A 16,668-nucleotide genomic window follows, 5' to 3' on the forward strand; every position below is an offset into this window, starting at 1 on the left:
GATGACCCGTCTCAAGGAGCCGATAAGGCCTTGGTTTTTCATCATGAGGCGAGAACGTCCACGAGTCACGCGCGCCTCGTTTTGCAGAGAATAGGGACGGCCTGCAACAGGCAGCGGAACCGACCGGCATGCAGCCGGTTGAATCGGCATGAAGGCTCGTCTTCCGACAACCAGCAATGCAAGGCTACATCATGAGCGTTCTGCAGAGTACCAAGAAAGCCGTCGAGCAGGTTACCGGTTTCGCAGCACCGGGCAGGCAAGAAGTAACCGATCTTGTAAGGCGGCGAAAAGCAAATGAGTTTTGGTTCAAGGATGATGGCCTGGTACCCAATCATCCGTTTTGGCCGCTTGTCGCCTATCGCGGCGCCGTGAGGCTGCCCGAAGAATTTGATCCCACAGCCGTCTTGGAGGAGCTTTTCGAGGTCAATGGATGGGGGGACAGCTGGCGGAATGGCATCTACGACTACGTTCACTACCATTCGCGAATACATGAGGTGCTCGGGGTTGCGGCCGGTACGGCCAAAGTCCGGTTTGGAGGCAAAAAGGGCCGAACCCTGTCCCTGAAGGCCGGCGACGTCGCGGTTCTTCCGGCCGGCACCGGGCACCAATGCCTTTCGGCATCCGACGATTTTCTAGTTGTCGGCGCCTACCCTCCATTTGGGACCTATGACGAATGCACGACTGCCCAGGAGCATGATCGCGCGCTCGCGACGACCAAGAAGGTAAGTCGTCCACGCAAGGATCCCGTCTATGGGAGCAGAGGCCCGCTTCTGCAAAGTTGGAAGAAGACCTGAAGCAGGCGCAGATCGATCGAAGACCCACAAGCACAGAACGCACGAGCTGGGGCGTCTCGCGCTCCTGGTCGCATTGTTTGGAAAACCCATCGATCAAGACGGGCACTTGGTGCTCGGCGATTACGGCCAGGTTGTTGCCGAGCGCCGCCGGCCGGTGACAGCCAGGTGCACGCCGTCGCACCAGGCGCCGCGTCGGCCCACGCCGACGCGCTGGCCACGAGCCCCGTAAGCAGAACGGGACGCACGATCGTCCGCCGCGCCTGTTCTTCGAGCGCCTCCATGTCATGCGAGGTCATGGTTCTTCAGCGGCAGCGTGCGAATGCGCTTTCCGGTGGCGGCGAAGATCGCATTGAGGACAGCCGGCGCAGCGACCGCGATAGTCGGCTCGCCGACGCCGCCCCAGAAGCCGCCGGATGGCATTATGATCGTCTCCACCTCCGGCATGTCGGCCATGCGCACGACCTCGTAGCTGTCGAAGTTCTCCTGCTCCATGCGGCCGCCATTGACGGTGCATTCGCCGTAGATGCAGGCGGAAAGGCCGTAGACGAAAGAGCCCTCGACCTGCCTCTCCACCTGTGCGGGGTTGACGACATGACCCGGATCGGTGGCCGCCACGATGCGGTGGATCCTGAGCTGCCCGTCGATGGTCGAAACCTCCGCTGCCGCCGCGACATAACTGCCGAAGCCCATGATCTGCGCCAGGCCGCGGTGAACGCCGGCCGCCGGCGGGGTGTCCCAGCCGATCCGTTCGGCAACCGCCTCCAGCACGGCGAGATGCTTCGGATGTTTGGCCATCAGCTTGCGGCGGAAGGCGAGCGGGTCGACGCCGGCCGCATGGGCGAGTTCGTCCATGAAACACTCGACGTAGAGCGCATTCTGGTTGAGGTTGACGCCGCGCCAGAAGCCTGGCGGGATCGGTGGGTTGCGCATGGCATGGTCGACAAGCAGATTGTCCACCGTATATCCCAGCGTGCCTTCCGTGCCGCTGAGGACCAGCCCCTGGAAGACGACCGGGTCCATGCCGTTCTGCATGGCTTCCGGCCGCACCGCGGCAAGGATCGACTGGCCGGAGATGCGCATGTGCAGAGCGGTCAGGTTGCCATCGGCGTCGAGCGCGCCCGTCAGCCGGCATCGGGTGGTCGGGTGATAGGCGCCGTGCAGCATATCCTCTTCGCGCGACCACATGAGCTTTACCGGCGTCCCCGGCACCTGCTTGGCAATGCTGACCGCCTGGCGCACATAGTCCTGGAAGTTGCCGCGCCGGCCGAAGCCGCCGCCGAGATGGATCTTGTGCACCTCGCATTGCTGCACCGGCAGGCCGGCGGCCTCGGCCGCTGCAGCAAGGCTCGCCTCGCCATTCTGGGTCGGCACCCATACCTCGCAGCGCTCCGGCGTGTGGAGTGCCGTCGCGTTCATCGGCTCCATGGTCGCGTGGTTCTGGTAGGGGAAAGCATAGGTCGCGGTGACCGTCTGGTCGGTGGCGGACAGGGCAGCACCGGCGTCACCTTGCCTGGCGCCGACGAAGGCGTCATTTGCGCCGAGCCCCTCTTCGAGCATCGCCGCGATCGAGGCGCTGGTGACCTGCCTGTTGGGACCTTCGTCCCAGACGATCGGCAAGGCATCGAGAGCGGTCTTCGCCCGCCACCATGTGTCGGCGACAATCGCAACGGCGGTCTCGTCGACCTGAACGACAGTGCGCACGCCCGGCATGCCCGCCACCGCCGCCGCGTCAAAGCTCTCCACCTTGCCGCCGAAATACGGGCAGGCCCGGATCGCCGCGTTGAGCATGTTCGGCAGTTTGAGATCGGCGCCGTAGACCTGGCTGCCGTTGAGCTTGTCGGCCGTGTCGAGCCGCGGCAGCGGCTTGCCGGCTATGGTCCAATCCTTCGGGTCCTTGAGCGTGACATTGGTGGGCGGCGTCATTCGCGCGGCGGCGGCAGCCAACTGGCCATAAAAGGTGGCGCGATCTGATGCTGCATGCGTGACCATGCCCATCCTTGCCGTGCATTCGCTGGCCGGCACGCCCCATTCGGCGGCCGCGGCGGCGATCAGCATCTCGCGCGCAACGGCGCCACCAATGCGCACATACTCGTGTGACTCGCGGATGCCGCGGCTGCCGCCGGTCGAGAAATTACCCCACACGCGGTCGCGCGCCAGGTTCTGGGCCGGCGACGGATATTCGGTCGTGACCTTGGACCAGTCGCAGTTCAGCTCCTCGGCGACGAGTTGCGCCAGGCCGGTCAGCGTCCCCTGCCCCATCTCGGAGCGGGCGATGCGGATGACCACCGTATCGTCGGGCCTGATCACCACCCAGGCATTGATCTCCGGCGCCGCCTTGCTGCCCTCGGCGCGTGCCGGCTTGATGAACGGCACGTTGAATCCGAGGGACAAGCCGCCGGCCGTGGCGGCCACGCCGATGATGAAGCTGCGGCGGGAGAGGGAAATTGTGGCGTTCATGACTGTTCTCCTCAACCGCGTTGCGTGGCTTCGCCGGCTTTGGCGGCCAGCTTGATCGCGGCGCGCACCCGGTTGTAGGTGCCGCAGCGGCAGATGTTGGTGATCTCGGCGTTGATGTCCTCGTCCACGGGGTTGGGGTTCTGCATGAGCAGACCCGCCGCAGCCATGATCATGCCGGCCTGGCAGTAGCCGCATTGCGGCACGTCGAGCGCCAGCCAGGCCTGCTGGACCGGATGCGAGCTGTCCGGCGAAAGCCCCTCGATAGTGGTGATTTGCTGGTCCGGCTCGACCGCGCTCACCGGCAGCACGCAGGAGCGCGTGGCGACGCCGTCTATATGGACGGTGCAGGCGCCGCAGGCGGCAACGCCGCAACCGTATTTCGTCCCGGTAAGCCCGATCTGCTCGCGGATCACCCACAGCAGCGGCGTATCCGGATCGACCTCGATGTCACGTGGCGTGCCGTTGATGATCAATCTGGCCATTGTGCAATCCTTTCGATCAAAGGCTGGCGAGGACCTCCGTCCGGATGCCGCACGGCATGGCCTGGCGGCAAAGACTGGAAGTCCGGGCTAGCGACGAGGCCAAGTTAGGCGGAAGCTGTCGCAGAACCTTGTCCCGACGACCGGCAGTTCATCGCAAGCTGTCGCAGGCGCTGCGCTCTGATACATTTCGTTACACTTCTCACGCTTTGTTGATGCCGCGCGAGATTGCCGCCGTGGCGCAGAAGGTGATCATCCGTGTAGACGCAAACTAGATATCGTCGATACTGGCCGACTATTCAGCGGCGGCTTTGGAGCATTGTATGGAAGCGGCGCAGCACATCGCGGTCGTCGACGACCACAGGGACATCCGCGACCTGGTCGGGAAATACCTCACCCAGCAAGGTTATCGCGTCAGCGTCGCCGACAGCACGGCCGCGCTCAAGCGGCTGCTCGACCGCAGCCTGCCCGATCTTATCGTCCTCGACGTCATGATGCCTGGCGAGGACGGCATTGCCGCCTGCCGGCACGTGCGCGGAACGGTCGACGTTCCGATCATCTTCCTTACCGCCATGGCCGAGGAGGTCGACCGGATCGTCGGCCTCGAGATCGGGGCCGACGACTACCTGACCAAACCGTTCAATCCGAGGGAACTGCTGGCGCGGATCAAGGCTGTGCTCAGGCGCGTCCACAGCCTGCCGCCGCAGCGCGGTCGGCTCAAGTCGAACGCGCTGCGCTTCGACCGCTGGACCCTGAATGTCGGCCGCCGCGAGCTGGTCGGGCTCGACGGCGTGGCGGTCGCGCTCAGCACGGCCGAATTCCGCCTTCTCACCGCCTTTATCGAGCATGTCGGGATCGTGCTCAGCCGGGATCAGTTGCTCGACCTCACCGCCGGGCGCTCGGCCGACGGTTTCGACCGGGCCGTCGACAACCAGGTGAGCCGGCTGCGCAAGAAGATCGAGGCGGACCCGAAGAATCCGATGCTGATCAAGACGCACTGGGGCGGCGGCTACTGCTTCACCGCCGAGGTGGCCCAGGCATGATGCTGTTGTGGAGACGCAGCCTGGCGGCCCGCTTCCTCATGCTGGTGCTGCTTGCGCTCGCCCTGTCGCAGGCGATCACCTTCCTGATCTCGTGGGACGAACGCGGACAAGCCCTGCACGCGGCGGCCAAGGGCGAGTTCGTCAGCCGCACGTCCTCCCTTGCCATTTTGCTGGACACGACGCCGCCCTCGCTTCGACCCGACATCCTCAACGTCAGCGGCACGGCCTATACGCGCTTCTGGACCTCGCACGACGGGCCGAGCAATCCCCTCGCCTGGCAACAGGAGGCGCTGACGCAGCTCGCCAAGCCGCTGCCCGGGATTGCCGCCAAATATGCCGCCTACATGAACGGGCAGGCTTCGAACGCAGTCGCTGCCGCCGACCCTTCGGTGCCGCCGCGCATGCTGGACCTGTCCGGCAGTGGCAGCCCGTTCACCCGACCTGCCAAGTTCCTTTATATGGACGGCGCCCCAAACGGCATGGGGCTTTCCGTCCGCCTCGACGACAGCACCTGGCTGAACGCGGCCTACGCCAAGGTGATTCCGAGTGCCTTCTGGACAACGCAATCGGCGATATCGCTGTCGCTCACCGCGCTCATCCTGTCCGCCATAGCGATTTTCGGGGCGCAGGCAATCGCGCGTCCGCTGCGACGGCTCGCCAATGCCGCTGAACTGTTCGGCCGCGGCGAGGCCGTGCCGCGGCTGCCGGAATCCGGGCCGGACGACATCCGCCAGACCGCCGAGGCGTTCAACCGCATGCAGGAGCGCCTGCAGCGCTTCGTCGAGGACCGCACGCGTATGCTGGCGGCGATCAGCCACGACCTGCGCACGCCGCTGACTTCGCTGCGGCTGCGCGCCGAGTTCGTCCAGGATCACGATCTCCAGGAAAAGATGCTGAAGACCATCGAGGAAATCCAGACGATGACGGAAGCAGCGCTCGCTTTTGCGCGCGAGGACGCCGCGGTGGAGGAGACGCGAACCGTCGACCTTTCGGCGCTGGTCGGCAGCCTCTGCGACGACCTCGAGGAGCTGGGCCAAAACGTCACTGTCAGCGACGGGCCCAAGGTGCTGTACCGCTGCCGGCCGGACTCGCTACGCCGGGCGATCCGCAACCTCGTCGAAAATGCCGTCCGCTATGGCGAGCAGGCCAAGGTGAGCCTGGTCAGGAGTGCCGACAGCCTGGACATTGTGGTCGAGGACGCCGGGCCCGGCATTCCGCCAGGCGAAATGGAACAGGTGTTCGCGCCCTTCTTTCGCCTGGAGCAGTCGCGCAACCGGGAGACCGGCGGCGTCGGGCTCGGCCTGTCAATTGCCCGCGCCATCGCCCGCCACCACGGCGGCGACATCGTGCTGGAAAACCGGAGCAACGGCCTTCGCGCGATCATCAGGCTGCCGCTTATCGACATGGCCAAGCAGCTTGCCCCGGCGCCTGTGCCTGAGACGAGCCCTCTGACCGGACTGCGATCCTTGCCGGCTTGACCGAAACCCATCTCGCGATCGCGCCAGGCGCTCGCATTTGCGTTAATGCATGTCGCGCAAAAGCATGCCCCCGGGCCTGACCCGGGCCTGACCCGAGGGTGTGCAGCGGTTTTGCGATTTACGACATGCATAAAACAACAACCTAAAGCGCGTCGCATGAGGCCGGTCAAACGCGACGCGCTTTAGGTGATGGCGTCTGAACGGTCGTCCTCGGCGGCGATCCGCTTCTCGACGATGGCTCGCAAAGCGTCGTTAATAGGGTCCTGCCAGCCCGGTCCGTCGCCCTGGAAGTAATCCAGGACAGCTCGATCAATCCTGATTGAAACAAGCTCTCTGACATTTGGAGCAGCTGCGGTTTCGCGAACCGGTGCGGCCGGCTTCTTGGCAGGCTTGAAGGCGGCTTCGGCGGCAGCCATTGGATTTGTCGGTCGGCGCGGAGGATTTGCCATTGATGGTCCCGACTCGAGATAACGAAAGGAAGAGACATGCAACGCAATACGCATCTGAATGCCTCGGCCCACTGCCTGGAACAGTGAATCGAATGTCGACGCGAGAGGCAATGGTCTCGCCTCCCCGGGAGCAGGAAATGCGCGCCCTTGCATTATTTGCCGGCGTGTTGGTGGCTACGCCCTCGATGGCGACGGTGCAACTGGGCCCCTGTCCATTATTGGGACACAGATTCACGGTAGCGTTTCGCCGATACCTGATCGGCAAGGTTCGACCTCTCTCTGTCTTTCCGCCGCACAGCCTGAACCGGAAGTTCTAACCCAAAGGCGACCTTCGCCAGCCCATTTTGCTGCCCGATAGCCGACATTCGCGGCACAGCGCTGATGACCCGAAGCCGCCTTCCATCAATGCGGATTTTTCAAAATCTCCCGTTCGGGTTGGCCGAGGCCTCAGGCAGGATTTGAAGTGTCGCGGCCAAATGGGCGCCATTCAGACATTCCGGTACCATCATTGTTCACGGGGCCTAGTATCCTACAGCGTCTGCGAACTCTGCCACAGCCAGATTGCGAGCGAGCCTGAACGCCCGCGGACCTGTGCTTGCACAGGTCCTCTTAGAGCACCAGATTTGAACAACTCGCAGTCGCGGCCGGCGACTTGCACCATTTTGTCGCTCACTGCGACTTCGGCATTTTGCTCGGCCGCGATCTCCATCAAGCGACTGGCGACGTTAACCGTATCACCAGTAGTCGCGATGTGCTGACGGCCTTTGCCACCGAGTCTCGACGCAACGATTGTTCCGTAATGCGCTCCGATCTTGAAGCCGAGCCTCGATGCAGTTGATGCGGGCAACGAGACGAGCCAGTTGTTGGTACGGCTGGAGAGCGCTGCGCAGCAGCGGGCAGCATTGAAGGCATCATCTGTCGCTGCTTCCGGTAGACCGAACAAGATCATGGCTCCGTCACCCATGAAATTCGTGACAACGCCACCACAGCTTGTCACCTCTTCGTCCACCAACGCATGGAACGTGTTCAAAAGTTCGCGTGTGGCGTTCGGCCCCAATGTTTCGCTCAGTCCGGTGAAACCGGACAGGTCAATGAATATGATGGCGGCGTCCCTCCGGACAGGTTCCAGGAGAAAGTCGCCATGCTTCGCGAGCCACCCCGCAAGGCCCGGGGCCTGAACTCGTTGAAGCAATTCGCTCTGCGTGGCGAAATACTGGGCCTGGTTCCTGCCCAACCAAAGCTGCGCGGCCCCGAACAAAATAGCTGGCGGAATGGCGGCGGCCATCGGCAACGCCGCGCTCAGCCAGATATGGTGTGAGAATGCGGTCATATTGAGCACGAACCAGATCACAACCACGCCGACGATCGCCGCAAGGCCGATGGCGTTGCGACGCCATGCCAACAGCCCCACAAGAACCACTGGCAGCACCACTGCAAAGCCGGCATCTGCAAGGCGAACGTACTGATCTCGCACTATGCCGTCGCCGGTCATCAGATGGGCAATGGCCGTCGACATGACCTCGACGCCTGGGAGCACGGGATCAAACGGTGTCGGGAAAACATCGCCGGTGCCGGTTGCAGTGGCACCGATCACAACAATTCGATCCCGAATAATGCCGCCATCGACTTGGCCCCCCAGAACCGTCGTGGCGCTGATCGTGCGGATCGTGCCGCGGGGGCCATAGAATGTCAGAGGGAGTATGTGACCAATGTCCGTCCGAATCCGCTGTCCACCCAGAGATAGATAGTCGGGCGCAATTCCCGGATCCTCTCCCACCGCCATGGCGGCAACGCGCAGGGAGAAAGACGCTTCCGTCCGATCTCCGGCCCGAAACAGCAACGGGACGAACCGAGGCGTTCCCGTCCAGTCGGTAACCACGTTCACGACGCCGACAGCGGCGATATCCGAGAACGCTTCCAGGGGCCACAGAAACCGCTTGGCATTCGGCACTCGGGCGAGAGGGCCATCGCCCTCGACTGCAATCGATTGTTTACCTCCCGAGTAGACCGCTGCAGCAGCGATTACGCTTGAAGTCCCACGAAGCGAACGCGCGAGCGCCTCATCATCATCTTTTTTCCCGGGATCGACCAGCAGCAGGTCGACCGCAATGGCTTTCGGCCCAAAGTGAGCTATCGTATCGACAATCCGGGCAAGCGTGGCGCGGCTGAGGGGATAGCGGCCGTCGTTTCGGACTGTTTCGTCGTCTATTGCGACAATGGTAATCAGCTCCGGCGGCTTTGCCGTTCCCCGAACAAGCGTTCGAAGATCCGTCATCGTTGCTTCGACGCGATCGAGGGACCACATGTTGCCGCGCCAGTGCGCAAAGCCAAGGCCGGCCCCCCAAAGACCCGCCAGAACGAGCGCAATCAGCGTCTGAAGCGCTCGCCCGCTCATTTAGCTTACTGACCGAAACGGGCCATCAAAGCCGAAACACGTGCGGTGGGCCAGCGCTTGACCGTCAGTGTGCCTGTTCCGGCTTCCACATCGACGCCTTCGCCCGGCCCGAGGACTACGCCAGCATTGGACGCCGGCCTTTGCACGGCGACGCGACCTTTGACGACGAAAACAGACGTCTTGCCACGGGCAACGTCGACTGCCCATTTTGTGCCTCGCACCGCGGCGATCGCCTGCGGGGTGACGACAGCGAAGCCACCCCGGACCCTGCCGGCTGGAGCATCGAGCAACAGCGCCTTGCGCCGTAATGTGACCGCATCGGCACTACCATTTCGATCACGGTCCACCAGTGCAAAACGAGCGCCATCTTCCGCAATGATGGTAAGGCCTTCCCGGCATCTCAGAATTTGTCGGGACGTACCTGCTACCAGTCGGAACGTACAGCCGGCGTTATTCGACTGCGCTGAAGCGGTATCCACCCAGAAGACACAGGCAAGCATGCATGCAATCAGGCTCCGGAGATATCGGCCACTTGCGCTCATGAACGTCTCCTTGCTTTTGCGAAAATCTGCGGCAAGAAAATCTTTGCATTGTCTTCTGCGGTCAGCTTGGCAGTATACTCATGCGTACGAACCGGCATTTGCAGCCGCGTTGCCCCTAAAGATAGCACGGTGCCGACCAGCGATCTTAACACGATAGCTTGCTCCAACACCAAATAAGGCGACATCAAGCCGTTTGAAGCGGCCGCGATGCGAATGTCGCGAACGTCACGCGGCGACGCTGCTGTTCGGCTCATCTGCCAGAACGAGCAGGTCGCGCCACTACCGGTCATTCGCAGCGCGCCTATTAGCTGACCTTCAGCCACTGGCCGGAGACGACCCGTACAAGACGGCAGTAGGTCAGTAGTGCGTGCCTCGAAGCGGACATTCCATATCGGCATATTACCTGATGATGCTCCTTCCTCATCCGCCGCATCGCCCGCCAGTCGCGAGTAACGGGACGGACTCTTGAAAGAGGTCGATACGGGTGAAAGATCACCTCACTTGGTTTGAGGCGGCTCATCATAGCAGATGTTGTAGAGGATTCGGCAACGCAGCTTCGTCATGTCCGGATAGTCATAGACACAGATCATCGACTTGAAAAACAGGTCGGTTTCCCTGAATCCGTGCATCGCCTCTTCGTGCTGCATTGCTTGGTCGACGTTCGACTGAGGTATCATGGAGGCGAAAAGCTCGGCTTCCGGAAAGTCTTCAATCCTCTCGAACTTCTTGATCGAGTCGAGTTCGTTCATGACATGGAACATCTCGAAGGGCTTGTTCCCTTTGAAGATAACGTCGATCAAGCGTTCCGCCACCTCGTCGTAGGCGTCTTCTCCGCGACGTCGCAGATCGGCAATCATCTTCTCTCTGGTTCCGTCGAACCTGCGCCGGGCGATGTTTCTGCAGAGCTTGAGTTCATTTGCGATGGTCACGGAGAACTCGTCGCCTTGGCTCTTGTCCAGATAAGAGGCTTGCTCAAGGTCGTCGATCGCCTTGTCGAAACGGAGCTGCCACCTGTAAAGCTTGGCTCGATTGATAAGTGGAGAAGGGTTCGGGTTTACCTCAAACGATCGCGTGTAGAGATCAAGGCGCATCAGCCGGGCACACCATGCCGGGAATGGCCAACATGGACATGTCGGGCATGGATGAAGCGCACAAGGCCAACATGGCGGCAATGATGAAGATGCATCCTGCCATGATGCAAGGCATGATGGCCAAAGACCCTGATGTCGCCTTCGCTTGCGGGATGATTGCGCATCACCAGGGCGCGATCGACGTGGCCGAAGTCGAGCTGAAATACGGCGACAACGACGAAGCCCAAGAAGATGGCTCAGACGATCATCGCCGCCCAGACCAAGGAAATCGGCGAGTTCAAGCAGTGGCTTGAGACGAACGCGAAGTGATCGTTAGGAGGCGCCGTAGCGCGCTCCTAGGATCGAAGAAAGGACACCCCCATGCATCACCTTAGCCCCGAAATGAAAAGCTGCATCGACGAATGCCTGCGCTGCTATTCCGTGTGCCTTTCGACCGCGATGGGCCACTGCCTGGAACTGGGCGGTCAACACACCGAAAAACAACACTTCACGTTGATGATGGCGTGCGCCGAGATCTGCTGGACATCGGCGCATTTCATGCTCATCGGTTCCGAGCACCACAAGCATACCTGCGGCGAATGCGCGGAGATCTGCAACGAATGCGCGGATGACTGCGAGCGTCTCGGTGACATGCAGGAATGCGTAGAGGCCTGCCGTCGCTGTGCAGAGAGCTGCCGGAAAATGGCGGCGTAGATCTCATCAGAGGGCGCCCGGTTCAGACCGCGCGCCCTCGCTACTGCGAATGTCATCTGAAGAACACGAACTTGACCAAGGCGGCGATTGCCAGCGCGACAAGGACGAGGAGGATGAAGCCTGCCAGGCCCATTCCCTACATTCCGCCCGACATCATCTGATCCATCATTTTTCGCCCTTATTCCGCGGCCAATTTCACCCGAAAGTCTGCTCTTGGCTCCTCGACCGCACTCCGGATCGGCAACCGCCAGCCCTTGACGATGCCGTAGACGGCGGGAATCACGACGAGCGTCAGGATCGTCGAAGAAATCATGCCGCCGATCATGGGGACGGCTATCCGTTGCATAACCTCCGATCCGGTTCCCGTGCTCCACAGGATTGGCAGGAGGCCCGCCATGATGGCGACGACGGTCATCATTTTCGGCCGCACGCGCTCGACGGCGCCGAACATGATCGCCTCGTTCAGGTCCATCTTGGTCAAACTCCGCTTCCCGGCCACACATCTGGCCTTCGCCTCGCTCCACGCGTTGTCCAGATAGATCAGCATAATGACCCCGGTTTCGGCGGCCACGCCGGCCAGCGCAATGAAGCCCACCGCGACCGCGACCGACATGTTGAAGCCCAGCCACCACATCATCCAAATGCCGCCGACGATTGCGAATGGCAGCGACAGCATGACGATCAGCGTCTCGGTCAGCGCCCGGAAGTTGAGGTAGAGCAGCAGGAAGATCAGCGCGAGCGTTAGTGGCACGACGATCTTCAGCCGTGCATGGGCACGTTCGAGATATTCGAACTGCCCGCTCCAGGCGACCAAATAACCTGGCGGCAGTTTTACTTCTGCGGCGACGGCCTGTTGCGCCTCGCCGACGTAGCCGCCGAGATCACGGCCGGCGATGTCGACGAAGATGTAGACTGCAAGTTGTCCGTTCTCGGTGCGGATCGAGGTCGCGCCGCGCGTGAGTTCGACCTTGGCAACTTCCCCGAGGGGCACGAAGCCGCCGCCAGGCAGCGCGATCTGCACGTCGCGGGCGATTGCGCCGGGATCGCTTCTCAGCGCGCGCGGATAGCGGATGGCGACACCATAGCGTTCGCAGCCCTCGACCGTGGACGTGATGACCTTTGCGCCGAGCGCCATGGAGATCACATCCTGCACGTCGCCGACCGACAGCCCATAGCGGCCGAGGGCGGTCCGGTCGGGAACGATATCGAGATAGTAACCTCCGATCACCCGCTCGGCGTAGGCGCTGGACGTGCCGGGCACGGCCCTCAGTACCGCCTCGATCTGGCGCGCGACATTTTCCATTTGAGCGAGATCGGTGCCGTAGACCTTGACCCCAACGGGCGTGCGTATGCCCGTCGACAGCATGTCGATGCGGGCGCGGATCGGCATGGTCCAGGCATTTGAAACACCTGGAAACTGCAGCGCGGCGTCCATCTCGGTTTTCAGACCTTCCGATGTGACTCCGGGCCGCCATTCTGATTTCGGTTTCAGGTTGATTATCGTTTCGAACATCTCGGTCGGCGCGGGGTCGGTCGCGGTCTGTGCCCGGCCCGCCTTGCCGAAGACAGACTCTACCTCAGGGAATGACTTGATGATCCGATCCTGCATCTGCATCAGTTCGGCGGCTTTCGTGACGGACAGGCCCGGCAGTGTCGTCGGCATGTACATTAACGTTCCTTCGTCGAGACTCGGCATGAACTCGCTGCCGAGCTGGCGCGCCGGCCAGACGGTCACAGCAAGGGCGGCAATCGCGAGCAGGATCGTGAACGTCTTTGCCCTCAGTACGCCGGCGATGATCGGCCGGTAGAGCCCGATAAGCAGCCTGTTGAGCGGATTTCTGTGCTCTGGCACGATCCGGCCGCGCACGAGCATCACCATCAGGGCCGGCACCAGCGTCACCGAGAGCAGCGCGGCCGCCGCCATGGCGAACGTCTTGGTGAAGGCGAGCGGACCGAACAGACGGCCTTCCTGGCTTTCCAGCGTGAAGATCGGCAGAAACGAGACGGTGATGATGAGCAGGCTGAAGAACAGCGCTGGCCCTACCTCGCCTGCAGCCTTGATCAACACCTCGATGCGGGGCTTGCCCGGAGGCGCGCGTTCCAGGTGCTTGTGGGCGTTCTCGATCATGACGATCGCCGCGTCGATCATCGCGCCGATGGCGATCGCGATGCCGCCCAGGCTCATGATGTTGGAGCCGAGACCAAGCAGCTTCATAGCGGCAAAGGCCATCAGGATGCCGACGGGCAGCATGATGATGGCGACCAATGCACTTCTCACATGAAGCAGAAAGACGATGGTGACGAGGGCGACCACAATGCTCTCCTCCACCAGCGTCGACTTCAAAGTCTCGATCGCGGCGTCGATGAGTTCCGACCGATCGTAGACCGGCATTATCTCGGCCCCGCCTGGAAGGCTCTTTTCGATCTCGGCCAGGCTCTCCTTGGCGTTCTCGATGACGGTCAGCGCATTCGCGCCGACCCGCTGCAGCACGATGCCGCTCGCAACCTCGCCCTCCCCATTCAGTTCGGCGATGCCGCGGCGTTCGTCAGGCACGATCTCGACCTTGGCGACGTCACCCAATCGCAGCGGTACGCCGCTGACCGACTTCAACACGATGCTTTCGAGGTCGGACACACTCTTCAGGTAGCCACGTCCACGCACCATGAACTCGAACTCGGAGATCTCGACCGTGCGGCCGCCCGTGTCCATATTGCTGGTGCGGACCGCTTCGCCGATCTCCGAAAGCGTCACACCCTGGGCCCGCATTCGCGCCGGATCGACCACGATCGAGTATTGCTTGACGAAGCCGCCGACGCTCGCGACCTCGGACACGCCTTCCGCCTTCGAGACTGCGAAGCGCACGACCCAGTCCCTGTAGGGAGCGGAGTTCCGCGAGCGACAATTCCTTGGCAACGACGGCGTATTGGTAAACCCAGCCGACGCCCGTCGCGTCCGGTCCGAGCGCCGGGGAGACGCCATCGGGCAGACGGCTGGCGGCCGCGTTCAGATATTCGAGCACTCGGCTCCGCGCCCAATAGGGATCGGTGCCGTCTTCGAAGATCACGTAGACGAAGGACACACCGAAGAAGGAGAAGCCCCTGACCACCTTGGATCTTGGAACGGTGAGCATTGAGGTTGTCAGCGGATAGGTGACTTGATCTTCGACCACCTGCGGGGCTTGGCCCGGATGATCGGTGAAGATGATTACCTGGACGTCGGAGAGATCCGGTATGGCGTCGAGCGGCAAGGTCCGGACCGCATAAATCCCTGCGGCAGCTGCGAGCGCCGTGGCAAAGAAGACAAGAACAAGATTGCGCGCCGACCAGGCGATGAGATTCGCGATCACGGCTGCGCCTCCGCAGGCGTCAGAGCGCTGAGGGCTGCTTTCAAATTGCTTTCGGCATCGATCAGGAAGTTCGCCGAGACGACGATGCGTTCGCCCTCGACGATGCCCTCCATGATTTCGGTCATGCGTTCGCCGCGCAGGCCGATCTTCACGTCGCGCGGCTCAAAGCGGCCTTCACCCTTGTCGACGATCACGATCTGGCGCGCGCCCGTGTCGATGACGGCACCGTCAGGGACCGTCACGACCGGCTCGGTCGCGCCGGTGGCGACCTCGACCTCGGCATACATGTTCGCCATTAGCAGCCGATCGGGATTGGGCAGCTCGATGCGCAGCCGCGCGGTGCGCGTCTGGCCCTGGATTTCGGGATAGATCAGGCTAACCGTGCCCTCGAACGCCTTGCCCGGCAGGCTGCGAATGCGCACAGCTGCCTTGTCCCCGACCCGAACCGAGCTCAACTCGTATTCCGGCACGTCCGCCACTACCCAAACGACGGAGACATCGGCGATCCGGAACAGCGTTTCTCCTGCGTTGGCCATCATCCCGTCGACGGCCATCCGTTCGAGGACGACGCCGCTTCGGGGGGCCGTCAGCGTGACCGATATCGGCACTTTCTTCGTCTTCTCGATTTCCTCGATCGCCTCGACCGGGACGGCGAGATTTTCGAGGCGTTGGAAACTTCCGGTGGCGGCTTTGCGTCCGCCACCGCTTTTCAGGTCAGCAGCGTAGAGCGCCCCGGCTGCGGCGATTTCTTTGGCATAAAAGCGCACGAGCGGCTGACCCTGCTCGACTACATCTCCTGTGGTGATGGCCGCCACCTCCTCGAGGAACGCCTCGGTGCGGATCGACACGACGCTGACGCGGCGTTCGTCCAGCGTGACTGTGCCGGGAACACGGACCGGGCGCACAATCGCGCCTTTGGTGGCAAGCGCTGTCTTCACGCCTGTGCGTTGCAGCTTCCCTGCCGACACCTTGACGGTCGACCCGTCATCCGCCTCGCCGTCGAAGACAGGGATGTAGTCCATCCCCATGGAGTCTTTCTTGGGTGTCTGCGAGGTGTCTGGCAGTCCCATAGGATTTCGGTAGTAAAGGATCTTCCGCTCGCTCGGCGCCACCGCTTCGCCGCCTGCTTTCATCTTGGGTCGAACCTCGAAGCTAACGTCTTCGCTCGCCAGGACCGCGACGAAATCCCGGCCATCTTCGGTGCGGTTTGGCGTCGACGAATAGGCGGGATCTCCGTCGGGATGGCGGTAGTAGATGACGGGACCAGAGGGAGTCGGATCGGCAGTCGCCGGCTTCGGTCCCGCGTCGAGCGGGCGCCCGATGGTCGTCTCAATCATTTGCACGACGTCCGAGACGGACAGATCTTGTTGTCCGGCCGAGTATCCGCCGGCGCCCGCCCCGGCCGCCAATACGGCGAGGGTCAGGAATGAGCCGAGCTTATTCATTGACGGCCTTGAATTCCAGGCGGCGCTCGACCGTTTCGCTCTCGCCCTGGACCTTCGCAGCGATCGAGAAGCGCCAGCCTCCCGCCATGATGAGGTTGGTCTTGAAGCGATAAATGCCGGACTCCTCGGATGGCAGCACCTCGACGGGCGCCGCCATCGCCTCCATTCCATCCGGAGCCATGTCCATTCTGGTGGCGAATACGACAGCGTTGTTCACCGGAGCGCCTGTCCTCTTGTCGAGGAGCCTGACGGCGACGACTGCACCGTTCCCTTCCTTGATCTCGTTCTCGACGAGTTGGAATTCGTAGTCCTCGGGCGCGGCCTTGGCCGCTTGGGAAGCCGCGATGACGGATGCGAACGCAAGCGTCGCAGCGCGTGGGGAAAAATTCGATTTCATGTTTTCAAGATTCCGAATGTCATTGAGCTGTTGCGCACGGCATTGGCATGGCAGACAC

Annotated in this window: 14 protein-coding genes and 1 pseudogene; 5 read left to right on the top strand and 10 right to left on the bottom strand. The window is 62.2% G+C overall.

Translation table 11 applies throughout. From position 1 onward, the window contains the following. Nucleotides 1-191: 191 nt before the first annotated feature. Nucleotides 192-794 carry a cupin domain-containing protein gene (locus AC0L3I_RS09510; protein ID WP_473488332.1) on the top strand — a complete coding sequence of 201 codons (603 nt, stop codon included), beginning with the start codon at nucleotides 192-194 and terminating at the stop codon, nucleotides 792-794. Nucleotides 795-1,076: 282 nt separating this feature from the next. On the opposite strand, the gene AC0L3I_RS09515 is transcribed toward AC0L3I_RS09510, so the two are convergent. Both AC0L3I_RS09515 and AC0L3I_RS09520 read right to left on the bottom strand, forming a co-directional pair. Next, complete coding sequence (locus AC0L3I_RS09515) at nucleotides 1,077-3,251, bottom strand: xanthine dehydrogenase family protein molybdopterin-binding subunit (RefSeq protein WP_473526741.1); 2,175 nt, start codon at nucleotides 3,249-3,251, stop codon at nucleotides 1,077-1,079. Nucleotides 3,252-3,262: 11 nt separating this feature from the next. Beyond that, on the bottom strand, nucleotides 3,263-3,733 hold the full coding sequence (locus AC0L3I_RS09520) for a (2Fe-2S)-binding protein (protein WP_473526742.1): 471 nt from the start codon (nucleotides 3,731-3,733) through the stop codon (nucleotides 3,263-3,265). Between the two features lie 320 nt (nucleotides 3,734-4,053). Between AC0L3I_RS09520 and AC0L3I_RS09525 the strand changes: the two genes are divergently transcribed. Together AC0L3I_RS09525 and AC0L3I_RS09530 are read left to right on the top strand one after the other, a co-directional pair. After that, the gene (locus AC0L3I_RS09525; RefSeq protein ID WP_473526743.1) at nucleotides 4,054-4,773 is read left to right on the top strand and encodes a response regulator; all 720 of its coding nucleotides are present in this window, start codon (nucleotides 4,054-4,056) and stop codon (nucleotides 4,771-4,773) included. Then, nucleotides 4,770-6,251 carry an ATP-binding protein gene (locus AC0L3I_RS09530; RefSeq protein ID WP_473526744.1) on the top strand — a complete coding sequence of 494 codons (1,482 nt, stop codon included), beginning with the start codon at nucleotides 4,770-4,772 and terminating at the stop codon, nucleotides 6,249-6,251. Before AC0L3I_RS09525 ends, AC0L3I_RS09530 begins: the two co-directional genes overlap by 4 nt. A gap of 182 nt (nucleotides 6,252-6,433) precedes the next feature. Here the strand turns inward: AC0L3I_RS09530 and AC0L3I_RS09535 are convergent, their stop codons facing one another. The 5 genes from AC0L3I_RS09535 to AC0L3I_RS09555 all read right to left on the bottom strand — a co-directional run bounded on the left by AC0L3I_RS09535 (nucleotide 6,434) and on the right by AC0L3I_RS09555 (nucleotide 10,728). Further along, the gene (locus AC0L3I_RS09535; protein WP_473488380.1) at nucleotides 6,434-6,700 is read right to left on the bottom strand and encodes a BrnA antitoxin family protein; all 267 of its coding nucleotides are present in this window, start codon (nucleotides 6,698-6,700) and stop codon (nucleotides 6,434-6,436) included. A gap of 529 nt (nucleotides 6,701-7,229) precedes the next feature. Then, complete coding sequence (locus AC0L3I_RS09540) at nucleotides 7,230-9,095, bottom strand: CHASE2 domain-containing protein (RefSeq protein ID WP_473526745.1); 1,866 nt, start codon at nucleotides 9,093-9,095, stop codon at nucleotides 7,230-7,232. 5 nt (nucleotides 9,096-9,100) lie between these two features. Continuing rightward, the gene (locus AC0L3I_RS09545) at nucleotides 9,101-9,637 is read right to left on the bottom strand and encodes a FecR domain-containing protein (protein WP_473526746.1); all 537 of its coding nucleotides are present in this window, start codon (nucleotides 9,635-9,637) and stop codon (nucleotides 9,101-9,103) included. Then, nucleotides 9,634-9,927 (bottom strand): hypothetical protein, encoded by a 294-nt coding sequence (locus AC0L3I_RS09550; RefSeq protein WP_473526747.1) that lies wholly within the window; start codon nucleotides 9,925-9,927, stop codon nucleotides 9,634-9,636. Before AC0L3I_RS09550 ends, AC0L3I_RS09545 begins: the two co-directional genes overlap by 4 nt. Nucleotides 9,928-10,134: 207 nt before the next feature. Then, nucleotides 10,135-10,728 carry a hypothetical protein gene (locus AC0L3I_RS09555; protein WP_473526748.1) on the bottom strand — a complete coding sequence of 198 codons (594 nt, stop codon included), beginning with the start codon at nucleotides 10,726-10,728 and terminating at the stop codon, nucleotides 10,135-10,137. 32 nt (nucleotides 10,729-10,760) lie between these two features. Here AC0L3I_RS09555 and AC0L3I_RS09560 point away from each other — a divergent pair, with 32 nt between their 5' ends. Together AC0L3I_RS09560 and AC0L3I_RS09565 are read left to right on the top strand one after the other, a co-directional pair. Beyond that, complete coding sequence (locus tag AC0L3I_RS09560; RefSeq protein WP_473526749.1) at nucleotides 10,761-11,021, top strand: DUF305 domain-containing protein; 261 nt, start codon at nucleotides 10,761-10,763, stop codon at nucleotides 11,019-11,021. A gap of 67 nt (nucleotides 11,022-11,088) precedes the next feature. After that, nucleotides 11,089-11,421 carry a four-helix bundle copper-binding protein gene (locus AC0L3I_RS09565; protein ID WP_473526750.1) on the top strand — a complete coding sequence of 111 codons (333 nt, stop codon included), beginning with the start codon at nucleotides 11,089-11,091 and terminating at the stop codon, nucleotides 11,419-11,421. 178 nt (nucleotides 11,422-11,599) lie between these two features. Here the strand turns inward: AC0L3I_RS09565 and AC0L3I_RS09570 are convergent. The 3 genes and pseudogenes from AC0L3I_RS09570 to AC0L3I_RS09580 all read right to left on the bottom strand — a co-directional run bounded on the left by AC0L3I_RS09570 (nucleotide 11,600) and on the right by AC0L3I_RS09580 (nucleotide 16,610). Continuing rightward, nucleotides 11,600-14,768, bottom strand: a pseudogene (locus tag AC0L3I_RS09570) (efflux RND transporter permease subunit). Next, nucleotides 14,765-16,213 carry an efflux RND transporter periplasmic adaptor subunit gene (locus AC0L3I_RS09575; RefSeq protein WP_473488341.1) on the bottom strand — a complete coding sequence of 483 codons (1,449 nt, stop codon included), beginning with the start codon at nucleotides 16,211-16,213 and terminating at the stop codon, nucleotides 14,765-14,767. Before AC0L3I_RS09575 ends, AC0L3I_RS09570 begins: the two are co-directional and overlap by 4 nt. Beyond that, nucleotides 16,206-16,610 carry a FixH family protein gene (locus tag AC0L3I_RS09580; protein WP_473526751.1) on the bottom strand — a complete coding sequence of 135 codons (405 nt, stop codon included), beginning with the start codon at nucleotides 16,608-16,610 and terminating at the stop codon, nucleotides 16,206-16,208. The genes AC0L3I_RS09575 and AC0L3I_RS09580 overlap by 8 nt, the downstream gene beginning before the upstream one ends. Nucleotides 16,611-16,668 lie beyond the last annotated feature (58 nt).

This window comes from Mesorhizobium sp. WSM4840 (assembly GCF_055811755.1).